Below are 18,409 nucleotides of genomic sequence, written 5' to 3'. Positions count from 1 at the left end.
GTGATGATCAGCCCCATCGACGCCCGCTGAGCGTAGTACTCGGCGTTCAACTCGGTCGGCACCCCCTCAGGGGTGGACCGGTTGCGCGTCATCGGAGCCATCGCGAGCCGGTGTTCCAGACGGATGTCGCCCACGGTAACAGGGGTCCACAGCCGCATCGTCATCTGAGCCTCCAAGGGATTACGTGGCTGGCCACACAAAAATAGCACGAATCATGTGGCTAGCCAAGTAACATCCTCTGCGGAGGTCAGGCGACCGCCAGCGAGCGCAGTGCCGGCGCGACGTCCCTGGCGTACAGCTCCACCGAGCGCAGCGTCTGCTCGCTGGTGAGCGCGCCGAAGGAGAACCAGTTGAAGATGTTGCCGCAGCCGATCTCCTCAGCCTGCGCGACCAGCTGGTCGCGGACAGTGGCCGGGGAGCCGACCACGACCACGCCGGCGGCCTGCAGGTCCTCGAACCGGACGCCGCCCTCGGCCGCGAACGGCGCGAAGAACGACGAGTAGTGCTCGTACCCCTTGGCCATGTTCTCTATGTCGTCCGGCACCGCGGCCTCCTTGAACAGCCGGAAGACGTGATCGAGCGCGGGTTCGGCGAGGTCGCGCGCCTCCTGGTCGGAGCCGGCGACGAACACGTTGCGCAGCACCCCGATGTGGTCGGGCGACGTCTCATGGCCCGCCGCCCGCGCCGCCTCGTCGTAGGTCCGGCGGTACTGCGCCATCATCGAAGCCGGAAGGAAGGCCAGCGCCAGCCGGTAGCCCATGGTGCCCGCCCACGTGATCGTGCCCGGGCTGAACGCGGTCACCCACACGCGGGGCCTGTTCTTCGGCCGCGGGTAGATCGAGACGTCGTCATAGTGGAAGAAGCGACCGTGGTGGGTGAACCGCGGCTGCTCCCAGGCCTTGTGCATGAGTTCCAGCGACTCCTCGAACCATTCGCGGGTCTGCTCGAGCGGAAAGCCCTCCTTCTTGAACTCGAGGTCGTCGCCGCCACGGCCCAGCCCGACCTCGAGCCGCCCGTGGGTGAGGTAGTCCAGCATCGCCGTCTCCTCGGCGAGCCGTCGCGGGTTGTGGAACGCGGTGACGTTGCACATCACACCCATGCGCAGCGTGCTGGTCCGCTGGGCCAGCGACGCCACCAGCAGGTTCGGCGAGGGGCTCATGTTGTAGGCGGTGAAGTGGTGCTCGGAGAAGAACACCCCGTCGAGGCCCAGGTCCTCCGCGCGAACCCACGTGTCGAGGTGCCAGTCGTATTCGTCCTGGACCAGCTCCGGGTCAAGCCCCTCGGGCTTGGAGTCGTAGGGGTAGTTGAAGATGTCGAAAAGCCACGATTTGACCATGTCGGGAATGTTAGGAATTTCGGTCTCAGCTGCGATATCCGGCGAGCGCCGCTGTCCATCCGTTTTTCGACGGCGCCAGGCAGGATCATCCGCACAGGCCTCGACCAGGCCCGCGGGACAGCGTAGTTTGGACGCTCGACCGCGTGTTCCGGCTGTCCTCACGCGTACACCGGCTGTCCGGTGAGGATGCGGACACCGTAGCGTTACCGTCGCGAGAGTGAGGTGCATCACGCGATGGACGAGAGGGAGCCGGTCTACCGGAACGTAACCACGGAGCACGCCGCGCCCGAGGCCGGCCCCGCCCACCAGAGCAGCCCGTGGACCATCCCCCCCGAAGCCGACACCCCCGTCGGGCGCCTGATCGAGACCACCGATCTCGACGAGGCCACCTACGCGATCACCACGAACTACGCGCCGGGCCGGCTCAGCCTGGTGGACGCCCGGACACCGCTCGACCTGAGAATGTGGATCAACGAGCTCCCCGGTCTCGACCTCACCTACATGTCCTTCGGCACGGACGTCACCGTGGTCGCGCCCCCCGCCGCACGCGGTTACGTCGTCTGCGTGCCCACGACCGGCCGGCTGCGCATCGGGACCGGGGGCGAGCAGGTCGAGGCGTCCACCGACATGGCCGCCGTCATCAGCCCCGAGGCCCCCGCCTGGTTCGACTGCTGGAGCCCGGACAGTCGCGTGCTCACCGTGCGCATCGACCCCGCCGAGATCGAGACGCTGCTCAGCGCGCTGCTGGACCAGCCCCTCACCGGTCCGATCCGGTTCCGTCCCGGTCTCGACCTGCGGGATCCCGCCGCCCGATCGTTCGTCCGAACGCTCTCCCTGCTTCGCAGCGAACTCACGCACCCGGTCCACGACCCACAGGACTTGATCATGATGTCCGGGTTGACCCGGCTCGTCATGACCGGGCTGCTGCTGGCGCAGCCGCACAACTACACCGAACACCTGCGCCGTCCCCCCAGACCGGCCGCGCCCGCCAACATCCGCAACGCGATCGAGCTCATCGAGGCCCACCCGGCCGACATCACCGGCGTCGCCGACCTGGCGCGGGCCGCGTCACTGAGCGTCCGCGCCCTGGAGGAGGGTTTCCGCAGGCACGTCGGCATGCCTCCGATGGCCTACCTGAGGAAGATCCGCCTCGCTCGGGCCCACGCCGAGCTGCAGTCCGCCGACCCGTCCGCCACCACCGCCGCGGCCGTCGCCAGGCGCTGGGGCTTCTACCACTACGGCCGTTTCGCGAGCGCATATCGCCTGCGGTACGGCACGGCGCCCTCCTTCACCCTGCATCAAGCGGCGCCCGGCACCGGTCTCTGACGGGCGTCGCAAAGTGGCCGACCCGGCGCGGTCGGCGGCTCATCGGCGCGAGGACCCGGCTCTTACATTTCTTCAAGCGCCGACGCGCATTCATGCGATCGCCCTTAGCGCTGTCATGAGCCGTCACCCAACAAAGGCAGAGATCGATGAAGTTCTCCTTTCTGTGTTCGCAGATCTACGGTGATACGGAGCATTTCCGGAACGAAGCCAGCTGGCCGAGCCCACCCGCGGGCTACCGGGCGGCCATAGGCGAACGCTCCACCGATTTCGCCCTCGACCAGGCGGCGCTCGCCGAGGAACTCGGCTTCGACATGGTCAGCGTGTCCGAACACCACTACTGGCCGAACGTTCCGTCCCCGAACTGCGCCGTTCTCGCCGCGGCGATCAGCCAGCGGACGAGCAGGGTGCGCATCGGGTGGATGGGCCCGCTCGTGTCCATCAACAATCCGCTTCGGGTCGCCGAGGAAGCCGCGATGCTGGACCAGCTCAGTCACGGGCGGCTGGAGATGCTCTTCCTGCGTGGCACGCCGAACGAGTTCGTCTCCTACAACATCAACCCCGCGGAGTCCCGGGCCCGCACCCATGAGGCGATCGCGCTCATCACCAAGGCCCTGACCGAACCGCAGCCGTTCGGCTGGCAGGGCCGCTACTACCAGTTCCCGACGATCTCCATCTGGCCCGGCGTCACGCAGAAGCCACTGCCGCCCATCTTCGGGTCGGGGCAGAGTCACGAGTCGATCCAGTACGCGGTGGACAACGGCCACAAGATCGGCCTGTCGTTCTACCCGCCGAACCTCGTCGCCAAGCTCACCGAGTCCTACCGGGAGCGGAGCGCCGCGGCCGGGCGATCGGTGGACCCGACCGACATCCTCTACCGCGGCCACGCCGTGGTGGCGGAGACCGAGGAGCGGGCCCGCGAGCTCGAGGCCAGGTACTACAGCGGCGGCGCCGGCCTGGCCGCCGCGTTCGCCGGTCGCGCGGCGGCGGTCGCCTCCCACATGAAGCTCATAGACGGCGCCTCGATCGGCCCGGCGACCGACCGGGCCCCGACCGAGGTCGGCACCGACGCCGACGGCAAGAACCGCGACGCCGACAAGAAGGGCAAGGGCGGCTTCGCGCTCGGCCGGCTCACCTTCGTCGGCACCCCAGAATCGGTCGTCCAGCAGATCACCGACTTCCACTCCCAGACCGGTGTCGGCTACCTCGACCTCGGTTTCTCCGGTGGAGGTCTCACCGAGCAGGAACGCACGTCCAGCCTGACCCTTTTCGGCAGGGACGTGCTGCCGTACGTACGCCATCTCGGCGCGTCAACCGACAAGGCTCTCACCGATGCCCGCTGAATCCACCACGCACATCACGTTCACCGAGAACACCGTCACCGCGGACGGCTTCGACATCCGCTACGCCGAAGCCGGGCAGGGCGCGCCACTGGTCTTCCTGCACGGAGCCGGCGGGCTCGTCGTCGCTCCCGCGCACCGGATGCTCGCCCGCGAGTTCAGGGTCGTCCTCATCGAGATCCCGGGCTTCGGCGCCTCCGCGCCGAACAGGCGCAGCACGTCCACCAAGGAGCTGGCCACCACGGTCCACGAGGCGGCGCGCGGCGTCGTCGGCGACCGGTACACCGTCATCGGCACCTCGTTCGGCAGCCGGATCGCCTCCTGGGTGGCGGTCCAGCACCCCGACGAAGTCGAGGGCCTCATGATGCTCGCGCCGACCGGCATCCTGCCCGGCACGTTCGAACCGCCCACCGGCGAGCGCATGGTCAACGGGATCCGCCACCTGTACGCCCACCCGGAGACCGCGCGGCCCCTCGTCGATCTCGATCTGGAGACGGCGAACAAGCACGCCGAGCTCGTGGGGCGGCTGCTGACCCCCAGGGACGCCGAGCTGGAGGACGCCTACCGCACCCTCACCGTGCCGACCGTCGTCCTCATCGGCACCGAGGACCGGCGGACCCCGACCTCGCTCGGCCGCCGATACGTCGAGCTCAACCGGGAGATCGCGGTGCTGTTCGTCTACGACGCGGGCCATGTGCTCGAAGAGGAACGTCCGGAGGCGGTCGCGGACGTGATCGCGAACTTCGCCCGGCACAAGCTCGGCGTTCTCGTCAACAACGCCGACAACCGCCTCTTCCCGTGAACCAGACCTGACTTGGAGTTCCACTCGTGCGCATCGCCAACCTGAACGGCCGGCTGAGTGTGGTCCGCTCCCTCGACGGGACCGACACAGCCTTCGACGTTCACACAGCCAGCCGGGGACGGTTCGGCTCCGACCCGCAGGCCGTCTACGAGGACTGGGACGCGTTCACCGCATGGGCCTCCTCCGCCGACTGGACCGGCGGGACGCCGATCGACCCGGGCGACCTCGGTTCACCGGCGCCACGCCCCCGGCAGGTGTTCGCCGTCGGCCTCAACTACCGGGCGCACGCGGACGAGTCCGGATATGACGCACCCGACGCCGAGCCGCCCTGGTTCACCAAGTTCGCCTCCAGCATCACCGGCCCTCGCGGCGACATCGCGCTGCCGGCCGGCGGGCACACCGACTGGGAGGTCGAGCTCGTCGCGGTCATCGGACGCCGGGTGCATCGCGTCCGGGCCGAGGACGCGCTGAGCCACGTCGCCGGCTACGCCGTCGGCCAGGACATCTCCGAACGCGTCCTGCAGATGGCGGCCACGCCGCCGCAGTTCAGCCTCGGGAAGTCGTTCCCGCGGTTCGGGCCGATCGGCCCGTGGCTGGTCACCCTGGACGACCTCGACGACCCGGACGACCTCGAACTCGGCTGCGCCGTCAACGGCGAGACCGTGCAGAGCGCGCGCACCAAGGAATTGATCTTCTCCGTGCCGAGCCTGATCTCCAAGTTGTCGTCGACGTTGCCCCTGCTGCCCGGCGACGTCGTCTTCACCGGCACCCCGTCCGGAGTCGGCCTGGGCCGCGTGCCGCAGCGGTGGCTCCAGCCCGGCGACGAGCTCGTGAGCTGGATCGAAGGCATCGGTGAGATGCGACACCGCTTCGTCGCCGGCTGAACCTCGTCACAGGAAGCACAGTCAGGAAGCACACAGTCAGGAAGCACACAGCATGGAATTCGTACGGCGGTTCGCCCCCGACAGCCTGAAACCCGACGTCTTCGACCACCGGCCGCTGGCCGATCTGGAGAGCTGCCTGATCGAGGGCGTCCGCGCCCCGGAGGGCAGCACGGGCTTCCCGCGCCACAAGCACCCCGAGTCCGACCAGCTCTTCTTCATCCTCGAAGGGTGCATGCAGCTCGAACTCGACGGGGAGCAGCATGCGGTCCCCGCGGGGTCCACCGTGTTCATCCCGGCCGGCACGCCCCACCGGAACCATTACCCGCACCCGGGCACCGAGCTTCACCTCGACGTTCTCCTGCCGCCGCCCGCTCGCGGGCTGCCGCTCGCCGAGGCGGCGGACGAGGACGAGAGCGGCGGACCGGGCACCCACTACGTGCTGCCGCCCAGCGATGACCTCGGCATCGAGATCGTGCCCGGATTCCACGTCCGCGATCTGGCCCACAGCGGAACCGGCAGCTCGTACGCCTCCATGCGGCTCGCGCACGTCGACCCGGGCAACGACGCCCTGCCGTGGCACATCCACGAGTTCGACCAGCTCTATTTCATCCTCGACGGGACCCTGGAAGTCGAGGTCGCCAACCACCGTCACCGGGCCACCCGCTTCGACCTGGTCGTGCTGCCCGCGGGTGTCCCCCACCGCAACTGGAACCCCGGACCCGGCCGGGAGAGCCACCTGGTGCTCCTCGTCCCCGAGCCGGCGCCAGGCGTTCCCCCGGACCTCGGCGTCGACTTCCGCCTGAACGGCCACAGCTTCGGGTGACGGCCCCCCGACTTCAAGGAAATGAGCAGAACATGACGAAGGTAACCGTCGGAGAAGGCGTTCGACTCAACTACCGCGTCGCGGGCAGCGGCAGGACGCTCCTGTTCCACCCCGGTTTCGCCAACACGCTCGACGTCTGGAACTGGGTGGTGGCGGAGCTGTCCGCCACGCACCGCTGTGTGACGTTCGACCCGCGCGGCCACGGCGCCTCGGACGCGCCCGACAGCGACTACACCCTCGACGAGATGGCCGCCGACGTCATCGCCCTGATCGAGCGGCTCGACCTGACCGATGTGACGCTGGTCGGCCACTCCCTGGGCGGGGCCGTCGGCCTGCGGACGGTGCTGGAGCACAACACCGCCGGCCGGATCACCGGCCTGGCGCTCGTGGCTCCGGCCGTGCCGTGCTTCGTCAAGCCGGACGACCTGGAGATCGGCACGCCGATCGACGCCTTCGACGGGGTGCTGGCCGGCCTGTCCGAGAGCTGGGTCGAGTCGATCCTCGGCGCCGCCGGCGCCTTCTACCACCGGACCGACGCAGCCACAGCCGGCTGGCTCGCCGGGAAGTCCCTCGAGATGCCGGCCCACCTCGGTCTGCGGTACTTCAGGCAGCTCGCGAGCATCGACTTCCGGGCCCGGCTGGCCGACGTCACCGTCCCCGTTCTCGTCGCCTGGGGGGCACAGGACCAGATGGCCGACCCTCGCTGGGCCGGATGGCTGCGCGAGCGGAACCTGCCGCGATGGTCGGTGGAGCTGATCGAGGACGCCGGGCACGGGGCGATGGTCGACCAGCCCGCGCGGCTCGCCGACCTGCTGCGCGGATTCACCGCGACCGCCCCCGAGGACTCCTCCGAGCAGCCGCGTCAGCAGGGACGCCGTGAGGTGACCGCCGGCGCGCGGCTCGACGAGGAGCTGCGGGCCGCCTTCATCGAGGCGATGGCCGGGGTGTGCACGCCGGTGTCGGTCGTCACCGCCATGGACGGTGACCGGCCGCACGGCACCACGGTCAGCGCGTTCACGTCGCTGTCCGTGAGCCCGCCCATGGTGCTGGTGTCCCTGGACCGGAAGTCGGACCTGCTGCCCCTGGTCCGGGACGGCGGCCGTTTCGGACTGAACGTTCTCGGCAGCGACCACGCCCAGTTGGCCGGCAACTTCGCGCGCAAGGGCAAGGAGAAGTTCGCTGACGTCTCGTGGCGACGTGAGCACGACCTGCCACGGATCGCCGGAGCCGCGGGCTGGGTGGCGTGCACCGTCACCGACCTCGTCGACGGGGGCGACCACGTCATCGCCCTCGGCACCGTCGTCGCGGCCGAGACTACGGCCACGCAGCCGCTGACGTACCACGGCCGCGCGTTCGGCACCCACCGCGCGCTGGACGGCAGCCGGACATGAAGGAACGACGCCGCTACCGGGGCTACGGGCCCCGTCCCGACGGGATGTTCCCGCTGTACGGAGCCGTGATGGACGCCACCCCGATGCCGAAGGAGATCGTGGCGCTGTTCCCGCCGGTGCTCGCCGCCGCCGACGAGCCGTTCGTCGGCATCACGACCGACGGGGTCGTCGTACCGGACCTGTTCTCGCTGCGCGACACGGGATTCGAGCCGGGCCCCGCGGTCGAGGCCACGGAGGCGTTCCTGGCAGGGCTCAGCGAAGCACAGCGCGGCCTGGTCCGGTTCGACATCGACGCCAAGCAGTGGCGCACCTGGACCAACGCCTACCCCACCTGGGAGCCGCACGGGCTGCTGCTCGACGACATGGAGCAGGCACAGCGGAACGCCGCCCTCGCGATCGTCGAGGCGAGCCTGTCGGCGAAGGGCTTCACCGACACGCGGGCCGCGATGGCCCTCAACGGCGCCCTGGGCGAACTGATCGAGCAGTACCCCGGCACCCTCCGGGAGTACGCCTACTTCTTCGCCGTCTACGGCACGCCGTCGGCCACCGAACCGTGGGGCTGGCAGCTGTGGGGGCACCATCTCGACGTCCACTGCTTCATCGTGGGCGGCCAGATCGTGCTCACCCCCACGTTCATGGGCGCCGAGCCGGTCGAAGCCGACCGGGGCACATACCGCGGCACCCGGTTGTTCGACGCCGAACGCGCCGCGGGGCTCGCCGCCCGGCGAATGCTGCGGCCCGGCCAGACCGACCGTGCCGTGCTGCACCGGTCCATCCTGTCGCGCGACCTCCCGCCCGAATTGGTCAACTTCGTCGACGGCCGCCACAAGGCCGGCGCCGGGCGGGACAACCGCGTCATCCCGTACGAGGGCATCCGCGGCGACGAGTTGTCCGCCGGGCAGCGGGAGGTGCTTCTCGCGCTGGTCCGGCCCTACGCCGAGCGGCTGCCCACCGGTCCTGCCGCGGACCTGATGGCCTCGGTCGCCGCGCACCTCGACCAGACCCACTTCGCCTGGATCGGCGGCGACGGCGACGGCGACGCCTTCTACTACAAGGTTCACAGCCCCGTGATCCTGATCGAGTACGACTGCCACCAGGGTGTCTTCCTGGACAACGAGGAGCCCGAACCGTTCCACGTGCACACCGTCGTCCGGACGCCGAACGGTGGCGACTACGGCCGGGACCTGCTCCGGCAGCACCACGCCCGGCACCACCGAGCACCTCACTCCCGATGATCGCGCCGCGCCGCCCCGGTCGGCCGCCATGCGGCCGGCCAGGTCACTCCCCTTCGTTCTGCGCGCCCGCGAGACCGTGAACGACGAGGGAACCGCCCACGAGCTTGGCGACGATGCCGCATCCGACGAGCGTCATGTCGCGCACGTGGTGTCCTGGCGATGAGAGGTCTTGTCGATGGTCATGCGCATGCCTTTCCGCCGGTGCGACCTGCGAAGCGGGCGAGACCCGCCGTTCTCGGCCGACGGAGGACGGCTGAGCGGGACGATGACCAGCGCCCAGGCCAGCCTGGAGATCGCCGAGGGGTCGGTAGGCGAAGGCGAGGTCACCTGGCTGGCACGCAAGGCGGTCATGGGGATGAACATGCGTTTCACCGGCCTGCTGGACGGTGACGAGCTCTCGGGCAGGGTGAAGGTCGGCGTGCTGGGCTCCTTCCCCGCCCGCGCCGTGCGCGCCGTTCCGCATCCGATGGGCACCACGCTCTGGATGATCACCGGGTACGACGAGAGCCGGGCCGTGCTCAATGACACCCGCTTCTCCAAGCACCCCCGGCATGCGCCGCGGTGGATGCGCGATCTGGGGCTGTCCTCCGAGACCGAGGGCCCGACCGGGGTGAACATGCTCAACAGCGACCCGCCCGACCACACCAGACTGCGCCGCCTGGTGAGCAAGGGGTTCACCCCACGCCGCGTGGAAGCCCTGCGCCCGCGGGTACAGGAGATCACCGACGAGCTGATCGACCGGATGGCCCCTCTCGGACGAGCGGACCTGATCGACGCGCAGGGCACCCTGCGGGTGGCGGTGGAGGACGTGGAGGTCGGCGGCGAGACCGTCCCGGCGGGCAGCCAGGTGACGGTGGCGCTGGCCGCCGCGGACCGCGACCCCGGACGGTTTCCCGACCCGGACCGCTTCGACATCCTGCGCCGGGACAACGCCCACCTGGCGTTCGGTCACGGCCTGCACTTCTGCCTGGGCGCCCCGCTCGCCCGGATGGAAGGCCAGATCGCGTTCCGGACGCTGCTGGAGCGGCTGCCCGGCCTGGCGCTCGCCTGCCCGGCCGACTGGCTGCGCCAGCGGCCGGGGACGGGAACGTTGTTCCGCGGCTACGCCGAGGTGCCGGTGACGTTCGCTCCGCCCGGCGCCTGATCCATGTCCTCCGGCAGTGGCTCGGTGAGCAGGCGCTGGATGATCGGGCCCATCAGCGTGACGATCGTTTCCACGGAGGCCGAGGCCAGCGGTTCGACGCGCAGGTGGTGGCGGGTCACGGCGACGCCGACGAGCTGGACGCTGATCAGGCCGGCGCGCAACCGGGCATCCGGCAGATCCAGGTGCCTGGCCAGCGAGGGCGCGAACTCGTTCTCGATGAAGTCGCGCAGCAGGGCGGCCGGCTCGTGGTCGACCACCGCCAGCCGCATCAGGGCCGCCACCCGGTGGCCCGGCTCGTCGCCCTCGTTCACCTCCAGGAACCTGCGGACGAGGCGCTCGCCGAAATGCTCCAACCCGTCCGACAGCAGTTCGGCCACCGGGTCACGGACCGGCTCGTGCCTGTTCAGCACCGCGTCGTAGAGCCCCTGCTTGCTGCGGAAGAAGTAGTGGATCATCGCGGGATCCACGCCGGCGTCGGCGGCTATCGCCTTGACGGTGGTGCGCTGGAAGCCCTCGGCGGCGAATCGTTCCGCCGCGGCTTCCAGGATCCGTTGCCTGTTGACCGCGCCGCTGCGCCAGCGGCCACGCCTGCCGTTCGCGATGTCCGTACCCGGTCCTTCCGGCACGCGGCCACCCTACCCGCTGCCCGCATTTTCTCCATCTCCCACTGAAGTAACCGGCCGACCGGCCCGTTTCTTCATTCGATCAAGCCCCATTCGGACGGAGGACCATGAATGACAGCCGCCGCGTCCTGGTGGCCGGCGGAGGGCTGAGCGGTCTCGCCACCGCGGCCTTCCTCGCCACTACGGCGCCGCCATGCCTGCTCGTCGAGCGGAGGACCGAGGCCCCGCGGACCTCGCGCAACGAGCGGCTCAGCGTCCGGGCCGTGGAACTGCTGGACAGCCTCGGGCTCCGGGAGGCCGTCTCCGAGGCTGGATTCCATCCCGCCGAGCTCGGTGACATGCTCCGTGTCGACACCGCTACACCCAGGACAGGGTCGCGCTGGTGGGCGACGCGGCCTGCTCGATGCCGCCCACGCCGGGTCGGCGAGGAGCCCCCCGCCGACTTCCTGCACCCGCTCGTCTCGGCCGGTACGGCGTGACCTCCAGCGGAGCCGTGCTCGTCCGCCCCGACGGCGTCGTGGCCTGGCGGGCGCCCGCGACGACGACGTCTTCCGAACACGAGATCGAGAAGGTGTTCCGCCAGATCTTGGCGAGAGGGGATCAGTCATGACATTGCGCGTCATCATCGCCGGCGCCGGCCTCGGCGGCCTCACCCTGGCGCACGGGCTGCGCCGAGCGGGCATGAAGGTGACGGTCTACGAACGTGATCCCGGTCCTGGCGCCCGCGCCCAGGGCGCCCGCTTCCACATCGACGACAGGGGGGTCGGGGCACTGCGCGCCTGCCTTCCCCCGGCGCACTTCGAGCTCTTCCAAGCCACTCTCGGCGGGGCCGGCGACAGGCTCCTCGCCGCCTGGCCCGCCGGACCCGTGACCGTGCTGGGTGACGCCATCCACGCCATGCCGCCCAACCGCGGTTCCGGCGCCAACACCGCGCTGCAGGACGCCGAGCGGCATGGCCGACTTCCTCCTGAGGGGATGACGGCCTGGCCGGCGAGAGCTCGGGCGTGAAGGCGTACAGGGACGACCACATGCCGCGGGAACGCGTCAGGCCAGGGCGGTCGTGACGCGGTCGAGGATCTCCAGGAGGTTGGAGGTGCTGGTCGCGAAGTTGAGCCGGGCGAACGCGGCCGTGTCGACCGCGGTGTGCCGCGCGAACTCGGCACCGTCGCTGAGCTTGACCCTGGCGAGGCGTTCGAGGTGTTCGGCGGGCGCGGCTGCCCCGGCCGGGCTGCCGGTGAAGTCGAGCCAGCCCAGGTAGGTGCCCTGCGGCGAGTGGTAGCGCGCCTCCCACGGCAGGTCCGCCGCCCACTTCTCGACCAGGTCGCGGTTGCGCTCCAGGGTGCGCGTCAGGGCGGCCAGCCAGGCGTCCGACCGGCGCCAGGCGGCCACGGTGGCGACCCGGCTGAGGACGCTGGGCGTGCCGAAGAGGTCGAGCGGGGCCCTGTCGAGCGCGTCCCGCATCCGGCCGTGGCCGACGTGCGCGACGGCGCAGCGGAGCCCGGCGATGTTGAACGCCTTCGTCGCCGAGGTGGCGGTGACGGTACGCGCCGCGACCGTCCCGAGCGAGGCGAACGGCACATGCCGGTGCGGGGCGTACACCAGGTCGGCGTGGATCTCGTCGGCCAGCACCACCAGGTCAAGTTCCTCGGCGGCCTCGGCGAGGGATGCGAGCTCGGCGGGTGTGAAGACGCGCCCGGTGGGGTTCTGCGGGTTGACGACCACGAGCATGCGGCATCCCTGCTCCCGCAGGCGTCCGGTGAGTCCGGCGGCCGCGAAGCCCCAGCCGGTCTCGCCGCGCGTCATCGGCAGCGGCACGATCCTCCGGCCCGCGCGGGCGATGCTCGCCAGGAACGGCGGGTACGCGGGGACGTGGATCGCGACGCCGTCGCCCGGCTCGGTGGCGTACTCCACCATGACCTGGAGGATCTGCAGCAGGTCGGTGAACACGCGCGCCAGGCCGGGCTCCGGGCGCCATCCGTGGCGCGCGGCCATCCGCTCCTCGAACGCCTCGACCACCGGGTCCTCGCCCGGCCAGTACGGGTAGCCGAAGTCCTCGCGCTCCGTGACCCGCAGGAGGCCCTCGCGCACGGCGGGCGGGACCCCGAAGTCCATGTCGGCGACCCAGGCGCCGATGGTGTCCGAGCGCAGGGAGCCCCACTTGACGCCGTGCCCGGCGCGCAGCCGTTCGACGTCGACGGTCTCGAATGGGTCGGCGGGCGGGCGCTTCACGGCGTCGCCCCCTCGCGCTGCTCGGCGAGGATGGCGTCGCGAAGGATCTCCATCTGGCCGTGGTGCTGAGCAAGCTCCTCGTAGACGTGCAGCAGCGCCGCTCCCTGGGTCAGCTCTCGGCCGGGACCGAGGTAGGCCTGCGGCGGCGTGCCGCGCAGCCCGGCGCCGGGAACGGCGGCGCGCACGTCCTCGGCGAGCTGGGCGCGCACCACCGCCACCTTCTCCAGCAGCGGACCGACAGGACCCGTGCTGCGGAACTCGGCGTCGCGGTCGCGGACGACCCGGCGTCCCGCCACGAGCTCCCCGGCCCAGTAGGACACCACTCCCAGGCAGTGGGTGAGCAGTGCGTACGGCGAGTTCGCGCCGGGCAGGGGCGGCCGGGCGCCGGCGAGCCGGTCGCCGAGGCCGGCGATGATCCCGGCCATGCCGTCCAGGGCGCGGTCGACGTAATAGAGGTAGTCCTCGTCGGTGATCATGTATGGCTCCCGACCGATCGCGTGCTGCGTCACTGGCTTAGTGGGTGACGCCCACCTTGCGGCATGCTGGCGTCACCTGTCAAGATGGTGACGTGAGCTTCGTCTTCGTCAGCGGAAACCTCGCGCTCGACTTCATGGGCACGCTCAAGTGGCGGCGCGGCGTGCCGGAGGAGCTCCTCGCCACACCTCCCGACCTGGCCCGATGGGCGGTCGAGGCCGGGGTGACGACCGAGGAGCCGGCCGTCGACGCCGCCGGGCTGCGGCGGCTGCGCGCGCTCCGTGAGGCCGTCTACCAGCTCGTGACCGGCGCCATGGCGGGCAGTCCCTGGCCTGGGGACGACCTGCGCGTCGTCAACGAGGAGGCGGGCGGGGCGCCGCCACGGGTGACGCTGAGCCCCGCGGGGCTCGTCCGTTCCGGAGACGCCGCGGCGGTCGCCTCCAGCGTCGCCTGCTCCGCGGCGGAGCTGCTCAGCGAGCTCGGCGAGCTGCGCGTCAGGGAGTGCGCCAGGCCGGAGTGCACGCGCGTCTTCATCGACCGCTCCCGGGGCGGCAACCGGCAATGGTGCGGCATGGAGGAGTGCGGCAACCGGATCAAGGCGGCGAGCTACCGGTCGCGCAAGCGGAAGACGGCGACGCCCCCGTCCGGCCCCCCGTCCGGGCGCCCGTCTGGCGAGGGGCCCGGGACCGCGCGCTGACCTGCCGCCCGGACATGGCGTTCAGTGGTAGCCGTGCCTGCCGTGCAGCCGTACGAAGCTCGCGGGGCAGACATGGCCGCGCCGGACCAGCCCGGCGCTCGTGCGCTCGAACACCGTGACGTCCTCGACACCGCCGGGGCCGATGGGCTGGACCAGCCGCCCTCCGGTGCGGAGCTGGCCGACGAGGGGTTCGGGCACGGTGGGGAAGGCCGCGGAGACCAGCACGGCGTCGTACGGCGCGCGCGACGGCACGCCCTCCGTGCCGTCGCCGACGACCACCTCGACGTTGGCGATCCCCTGTCCGTCGAGGTTGGCGCGGGCACGGTCCGCGAGGTCCGGCAGGCGTTCGACGCTGATCACGTCGCCGGAGAGGCAGGCGAGGAGCGCGGTCTGGTACCCGTAGCCGGTGCCGACCTCCAGCACGTGTTCGGCGCCGGTGAGGGCGAGGGCCTCCACCATCCGGGCGACAAGCGACGGCTGGGTGGTCACCATCCCGCGGGGTATGGGCACGGGCGCGTCCCGGTAGGCCTCCTCGGCGCGCTCGCACGGCACGAACGCGGAGCGCGGCACGGCCCTGACCGCCTCCAGCACGGCGCGGTCGGTGACCCCGGCCCGGACGGCGGCGCGCACGAGCTTCTCGGTGTCTCGAAGGGTCATGGGTCCGTCCCCGGCAGCGCGTCCGTTCTCAGGTCGCGGCTACCCGCCGGAGGGCCCGCCTACCGTCACAGGAGCAAGCCCGCCGACTTCCTGGGCGCCGTCGGCGGGGCCGTCGGCGGGGTCGGCCTTGTGTGGCGTGTCGTACACCGGCGAATTTCGGTGCCTCTGACCAGCGATCATAGAGTTGGCCCCACATCGGGATCACTTTCGGCACACTAGATCTGTGGTGAGATGACATGATTACCCCGGGCAACGAGGGGATGGCATGCGGGAGATCGGCGGACGGTACCTCCTGAACGAGGAGGCCGGTCGTGGGGGTATGGGAGTCGTCTGGCGCGCGTTCGACCGGCTGCTCCACCGTGAGGTTGCGCTCAAGGAGCTGACCCTGACGGGAGAGGCGGAGATGGTGCGCCGCCGGGTTCTCCGCGAGGCCAGGATGGCGGCCCGCCTCGCTCACCCCAACATCATCACGGTCCACGACCTCATCGAGGAGGGCGGCAAGCTCTGGATCGTGATGGAATACCTCGACGGGCTCTCCCTGCACCAGTTGCTGTCCCAGGTGGGCACGCTGCCCCCGCAGTCGGTGGCCGCGATCGGCCAGCACCTGCTCACTGCGCTGCGCACCGCCCATCAGGCCGGGGTGCTCCACCGCGACGTCAAACCCGCCAACGTCATGCTGACCGGCGACCGCGTGGTGCTGACCGACTTCGGCATCGCCACGGCCGAGGGCGACATCCGGATGACCACCTCCCGCCGCCTGCGCGGCACGCCCGCGTTCATGGCCCCCGAACGGCTGCACGGGGGCCCGGCCAGCAAGGAGGCCGACATGTGGTCGTTCGGCGCCACCCTCTACAGCGCCGTCGAGGGGCAGCCGCCCTATCCCGGCCAGGACGCGGCGACCGTGCTCGGCATGGCCCGCAGCGGCCCTTTCCCGCCGCCGCGCCGGGCGGGGGTGATGCGGCCGCTCATCGAGGGCCTGCTGCACAACGACCCGGTGCGCCGCTTCACCTTGGAGCAGACCGCCGGGCTGCTGGCGGGCATGCGCGCCAGCAGCTACCCGACGGCCATCTAGCCGGCAGGACCGCCCCGCACCCGCGTGCGGGCGGCTGCTACTGCTGCCCCTTGGCGCGGGCCTCCGCCTCGGCGGCGTCCATGGCGGCGGCCTCCTCCGGGGTGGGCGCCGTACCGCCCAGGTGGGCGGGCTGCCACCAGGCGCCGGGCGTGATCTCCGGGTACGTCCGCTGCGCCCGGTCCACCAGCGCCGTGAGCCGCTCGTGCAGGTCCGTCGTGTGGGCGTTGACGTCCTCGCCCCGCTTGGGGTGCATCGGCTCGCCGACGATGATCGTGATGGGCACGTGCCGCTGCGTCAGCGCCTTCGGCCGGCCCTTGGTCCACAACCGCTGGCTGCCCCACAGCGCCACGGGGACGAGCGGGGTGTTCGTCGCCTGCGCCATGCGGACGGCGCCGTTCTTGATCTCCTTGACCGTGAAGGACCGGCTGATCGTCGCCTCGGCGAAGACGCCCACCACCTCGCCCGCCTTCAGCATCCGCAGCGCCGTCGCGTACGACCCGGCTCCGGCGCCCCGGTCGACGGGGATGTGGTGCATGCCGCGCATGAGCGGACCCGAGACGCGGTGGTCGAACACGTCCTGCTTGGCCATGAAGCGCACCAGCCGCCCGGACGGCCGCGCGGCGAAGCCGGCGAAGATGAAGTCGAGGTAGCTGATGTGGTTGCTGACCAGCACCGCTCCCCCGGTCCGAGGTACGTGCTCGGTGCCCTCGAGGTGGAAGCGGTAGTCGAGCACGCGAAAGAGGGTCCGCGCGGCGGCGATCACCGGCGGGTACACGATCTCAGCCATGTGCTGAAGGTAGCCTAGGTTCTCCCGCGCTGGGCAGCCCGATCGGGCCCCCACCTGCCCGCACCTCGCCGTCTCCCCTCCCGGGACGCTTGCGGCCGGGTGAAAACGGGCAGATGTTGTGACCATGAAGAAGCTCATCAACACGGCGCCGTCCGTGGTTGACGACGCGCTCAGCGGCCTGGCGGCGGCGCACCCGTCGCTGACCGTACGCGATCGGGTGGTCTACCGCGCGTCCGGGCCGCGCGTGGGAAAGGTCGGGCTGGTCTCCGGCGGAGGTTCCGGGCACGAGCCGCTGCACGTCGGGTTCGTCGGCTACGGCATGCTCGACGCGGCCTGCCCCGGCGAGGTGTTCACCTCTCCCGTGCCCGACCAGATCATCGACGCCACCAGGGCGGTCGACGGCGGTGCCGGCGTCCTGCACATCGTCAAGAACTACACCGGCGACGTGCTCAACTTCGAGATGGCCGCCGAGCTCTGCGACGACGTGGACGTGGCCAGCGTCCTCGTGGACGACGACGTGGCCGTCCAGGACTCGCTCTACACGGCGGGCCGGCGCGGCACCGGCGCGACGGTGTTCGTGGAGAAGATCGCGGGCGCGCTGGCCGAGGAGGGCGCCCCGCTGGCCGAGGTGGCGAGGGTGGCGGCCGAGGTGGACGACCGCAGCCGCTCGTTCGGCATCGCGCTGACCTCGTGCACGACCCCCGCGGCGGGCAAGCCCACGTTCGACCTGCCGGAGGGCGAGGTGGAGCTGGGCATCGGCATCCACGGGGAGCCCGGCCGTACCCGGGTGCCGCTGGTGTCGGCGCGCGAGCTGGCCGCCGTCGCCATGGAGGCCGTCCACGGCGACCTGCCCCTGCGCGGCGACCTGCTCGTCATGGTGAACGGCATGGGCGGCACCCCGCTGATGGAGCTGTACCTGACGTTCGCCGAGGTCGAGGCGTTCGTGCGGGGCAAGGGGGCGCGGGTGGCGCGGTCGCTGGTGGGCAACTACGTGACGAGCCTCGACATGCAGGGGTTCTCGGTCACGGTCTGCCGGTTGGACGACGAGCTGACCAGGCTGTGGGACGCGCCCGTCGAGACGCCCGGCCTGCGGTGGGGGCGCTGATGGACGCCGGGTTCTTCGTCCTGTGGCTGGAGGACGCGGCCAGGGCGATCACCCTGCAGCGCGACCGCCTGACGGAGCTGGACGCCGCCATCGGCGACGCCGACCACGGCGCGAACCTGGAGCGCGGCTTCACCGAGGTGTGCCGGGCGCTGGAGGAGTGGCCGCCGACCTCCCCCGTGCAGGCGATGCTGACCGCCGGCGCGACGCTGATCCGCCGCGTGGGCGGCGCCTCGGGCCCCCTGTACGGCTCGGCGCTCCGCCAGATGGGCAAGGCGCTGCAGGACCCGGTGTCGCTGGCCGGCTTCGCCTCGGCGTTCGACGCGGGGGTCGTCGCGGTGGAGCGGCTGGGCAAGGCGGCCCCGGGCGACAAGACCATGATCGACGCGCTGGCCCCGGCGTCCCGGGCGCTGGCGCAGGCCGTACAGGAAGGGGCGCGGGCGCACGAGGCGTTCCAGCGGGCGGCGGCCGCGGCCGCGGAGGGGGCGCG

Annotated in this window: 22 protein-coding genes; 15 read left to right on the top strand and 7 right to left on the bottom strand. The window is 71.1% G+C overall.

What is annotated here, in order from left to right; genetic code table 11:
- Together DQW85_RS47805 and DQW85_RS38380 are read right to left on the bottom strand one after the other, a co-directional pair.
- Window positions 1-158 (bottom strand): oxidoreductase (locus tag DQW85_RS47805; RefSeq protein WP_476703627.1); only part of this gene is annotated, 158 nt, incomplete at its 3' end.
- A gap of 89 nt (window positions 159-247) precedes the next feature.
- Window positions 248-1,336: an LLM class flavin-dependent oxidoreductase gene (locus tag DQW85_RS38380; RefSeq protein WP_113704645.1), complete on the bottom strand. Its 1,089-nt coding sequence runs from the start codon at window positions 1,334-1,336 to the stop codon at window positions 248-250.
- 234 nt (window positions 1,337-1,570) lie between these two features.
- Here DQW85_RS38380 and DQW85_RS38375 point away from each other — a divergent pair, with 234 nt between their 5' ends.
- From DQW85_RS38375 to DQW85_RS38340, 8 genes are all read left to right on the top strand, one after another.
- On the top strand, window positions 1,571-2,662 hold the full coding sequence (locus DQW85_RS38375; RefSeq protein ID WP_113704644.1) for an AraC family transcriptional regulator: 1,092 nt from the start codon (window positions 1,571-1,573) through the stop codon (window positions 2,660-2,662).
- Between the two features lie 146 nt (window positions 2,663-2,808).
- Entirely contained in the window at window positions 2,809-4,002 is a 1,194-nt protein-coding gene (locus tag DQW85_RS38370) for an LLM class flavin-dependent oxidoreductase (RefSeq protein WP_113704643.1), read from the top strand.
- Window positions 3,992-4,801, top strand: a complete 810-nt coding sequence (locus DQW85_RS38365) for an alpha/beta fold hydrolase (protein ID WP_113704642.1) — start codon at window positions 3,992-3,994, stop codon at window positions 4,799-4,801. The genes DQW85_RS38370 and DQW85_RS38365 overlap by 11 nt, the downstream gene beginning before the upstream one ends.
- Before the next feature lie 26 nt (window positions 4,802-4,827).
- Window positions 4,828-5,685, top strand: a complete 858-nt coding sequence (locus DQW85_RS38360) for a fumarylacetoacetate hydrolase family protein (RefSeq protein ID WP_113704641.1) — start codon at window positions 4,828-4,830, stop codon at window positions 5,683-5,685.
- 52 nt (window positions 5,686-5,737) lie between these two features.
- Window positions 5,738-6,508 (top strand): cupin domain-containing protein, encoded by a 771-nt coding sequence (locus tag DQW85_RS38355; RefSeq protein WP_113704640.1) that lies wholly within the window; start codon window positions 5,738-5,740, stop codon window positions 6,506-6,508.
- Window positions 6,509-6,540: 32 nt separating this feature from the next.
- Window positions 6,541-7,899, top strand: coding sequence for an alpha/beta fold hydrolase (locus DQW85_RS38350; RefSeq protein WP_113704639.1), 1,359 nt, complete (start codon window positions 6,541-6,543; stop codon window positions 7,897-7,899).
- Entirely contained in the window at window positions 7,896-9,134 is a 1,239-nt protein-coding gene (locus DQW85_RS38345) for a DUF3500 domain-containing protein (protein ID WP_113704638.1), read from the top strand. Before DQW85_RS38350 ends, DQW85_RS38345 begins: the two co-directional genes overlap by 4 nt.
- A 187-nt stretch (window positions 9,135-9,321) precedes the next feature.
- Complete coding sequence (locus tag DQW85_RS38340) at window positions 9,322-10,278, top strand: cytochrome P450 (RefSeq protein ID WP_205315715.1); 957 nt, start codon at window positions 9,322-9,324, stop codon at window positions 10,276-10,278.
- Here DQW85_RS38340 and DQW85_RS38335 read toward each other — a convergent pair.
- Entirely contained in the window at window positions 10,236-10,904 is a 669-nt protein-coding gene (locus tag DQW85_RS38335) for a TetR/AcrR family transcriptional regulator (protein WP_113704637.1), read from the bottom strand. The two genes, DQW85_RS38340 and DQW85_RS38335, sit on opposite strands and share 43 nt — an antisense overlap.
- Window positions 10,905-11,008: 104 nt before the next feature.
- Here DQW85_RS38335 and DQW85_RS38330 point away from each other — a divergent pair, with 104 nt between their 5' ends.
- The 3 genes from DQW85_RS38330 to DQW85_RS38320 are packed head-to-tail and all read left to right on the top strand — an operon-like array spanning window position 11,009 to window position 11,909.
- Window positions 11,009-11,380, top strand: coding sequence for an FAD-dependent monooxygenase (locus tag DQW85_RS38330; protein ID WP_113704636.1), 372 nt, complete (start codon window positions 11,009-11,011; stop codon window positions 11,378-11,380).
- The gene (locus DQW85_RS48405) at window positions 11,305-11,511 is read left to right on the top strand and encodes an aromatic-ring hydroxylase C-terminal domain-containing protein (protein WP_113704635.1); all 207 of its coding nucleotides are present in this window, start codon (window positions 11,305-11,307) and stop codon (window positions 11,509-11,511) included. Before DQW85_RS38330 ends, DQW85_RS48405 begins: the two co-directional genes overlap by 76 nt.
- Window positions 11,508-11,909: an FAD-dependent oxidoreductase gene (locus DQW85_RS38320; protein ID WP_113704634.1), complete on the top strand. Its 402-nt coding sequence runs from the start codon at window positions 11,508-11,510 to the stop codon at window positions 11,907-11,909. Before DQW85_RS48405 ends, DQW85_RS38320 begins: the two co-directional genes overlap by 4 nt.
- Window positions 11,910-11,945: 36 nt before the next feature.
- Here DQW85_RS38320 and DQW85_RS38315 read toward each other — a convergent pair whose 3' ends face one another.
- Together DQW85_RS38315 and DQW85_RS38310 are read right to left on the bottom strand one after the other, a co-directional pair.
- The gene (locus DQW85_RS38315; protein WP_113704633.1) at window positions 11,946-13,130 is read right to left on the bottom strand and encodes a MalY/PatB family protein; all 1,185 of its coding nucleotides are present in this window, start codon (window positions 13,128-13,130) and stop codon (window positions 11,946-11,948) included.
- Complete coding sequence (locus DQW85_RS38310) at window positions 13,127-13,606, bottom strand: mycothiol transferase (RefSeq protein ID WP_113704632.1); 480 nt, start codon at window positions 13,604-13,606, stop codon at window positions 13,127-13,129. The genes DQW85_RS38315 and DQW85_RS38310 overlap by 4 nt, the downstream gene beginning before the upstream one ends.
- Before the next feature lie 92 nt (window positions 13,607-13,698).
- On the opposite strand from DQW85_RS38310, the gene DQW85_RS38305 reads away from it, so the two are divergent.
- On the top strand, window positions 13,699-14,301 hold the full coding sequence (locus DQW85_RS38305; protein WP_205315714.1) for a CGNR zinc finger domain-containing protein: 603 nt from the start codon (window positions 13,699-13,701) through the stop codon (window positions 14,299-14,301).
- Window positions 14,302-14,322: 21 nt separating this feature from the next.
- Here the strand turns inward: DQW85_RS38305 and DQW85_RS38300 are convergent, their stop codons facing one another.
- Entirely contained in the window at window positions 14,323-14,958 is a 636-nt protein-coding gene (locus tag DQW85_RS38300) for a protein-L-isoaspartate(D-aspartate) O-methyltransferase (protein ID WP_113704631.1), read from the bottom strand.
- A gap of 265 nt (window positions 14,959-15,223) precedes the next feature.
- Between DQW85_RS38300 and DQW85_RS38295 the strand changes: the two genes are divergently transcribed.
- Entirely contained in the window at window positions 15,224-16,030 is an 807-nt protein-coding gene (locus DQW85_RS38295) for a serine/threonine-protein kinase (RefSeq protein ID WP_113704630.1), read from the top strand.
- Window positions 16,031-16,067: 37 nt separating this feature from the next.
- Here the strand turns inward: DQW85_RS38295 and DQW85_RS38290 are convergent, their stop codons facing one another.
- Window positions 16,068-16,817, bottom strand: coding sequence for a lysophospholipid acyltransferase family protein (locus DQW85_RS38290; RefSeq protein WP_113704629.1), 750 nt, complete (start codon window positions 16,815-16,817; stop codon window positions 16,068-16,070).
- Between the two features lie 124 nt (window positions 16,818-16,941).
- On the opposite strand from DQW85_RS38290, the gene dhaK reads away from it, so the two are divergent.
- Entirely contained in the window at window positions 16,942-17,922 is a 981-nt protein-coding gene (gene dhaK / locus DQW85_RS38285; RefSeq protein WP_113704628.1) for a dihydroxyacetone kinase subunit DhaK, read from the top strand.
- On the top strand, window positions 17,922-18,409 hold a 488-nt coding region (gene dhaL / locus DQW85_RS38280), incomplete at its 3' end, for a dihydroxyacetone kinase subunit DhaL (protein ID WP_113704646.1). The genes dhaK and dhaL, both read left to right, overlap by 1 nt.

It is taken from the genome of Nonomuraea lactucae (assembly GCF_003313395.1).
Taxonomy (GTDB): Bacteria; Actinomycetota; Actinomycetes; order Streptosporangiales; family Streptosporangiaceae; genus Nonomuraea; species Nonomuraea lactucae.
The sequence above is the reverse complement of the archived record's forward strand: the minus strand, read 5'-3'. Positions and strand labels throughout refer to the sequence as shown.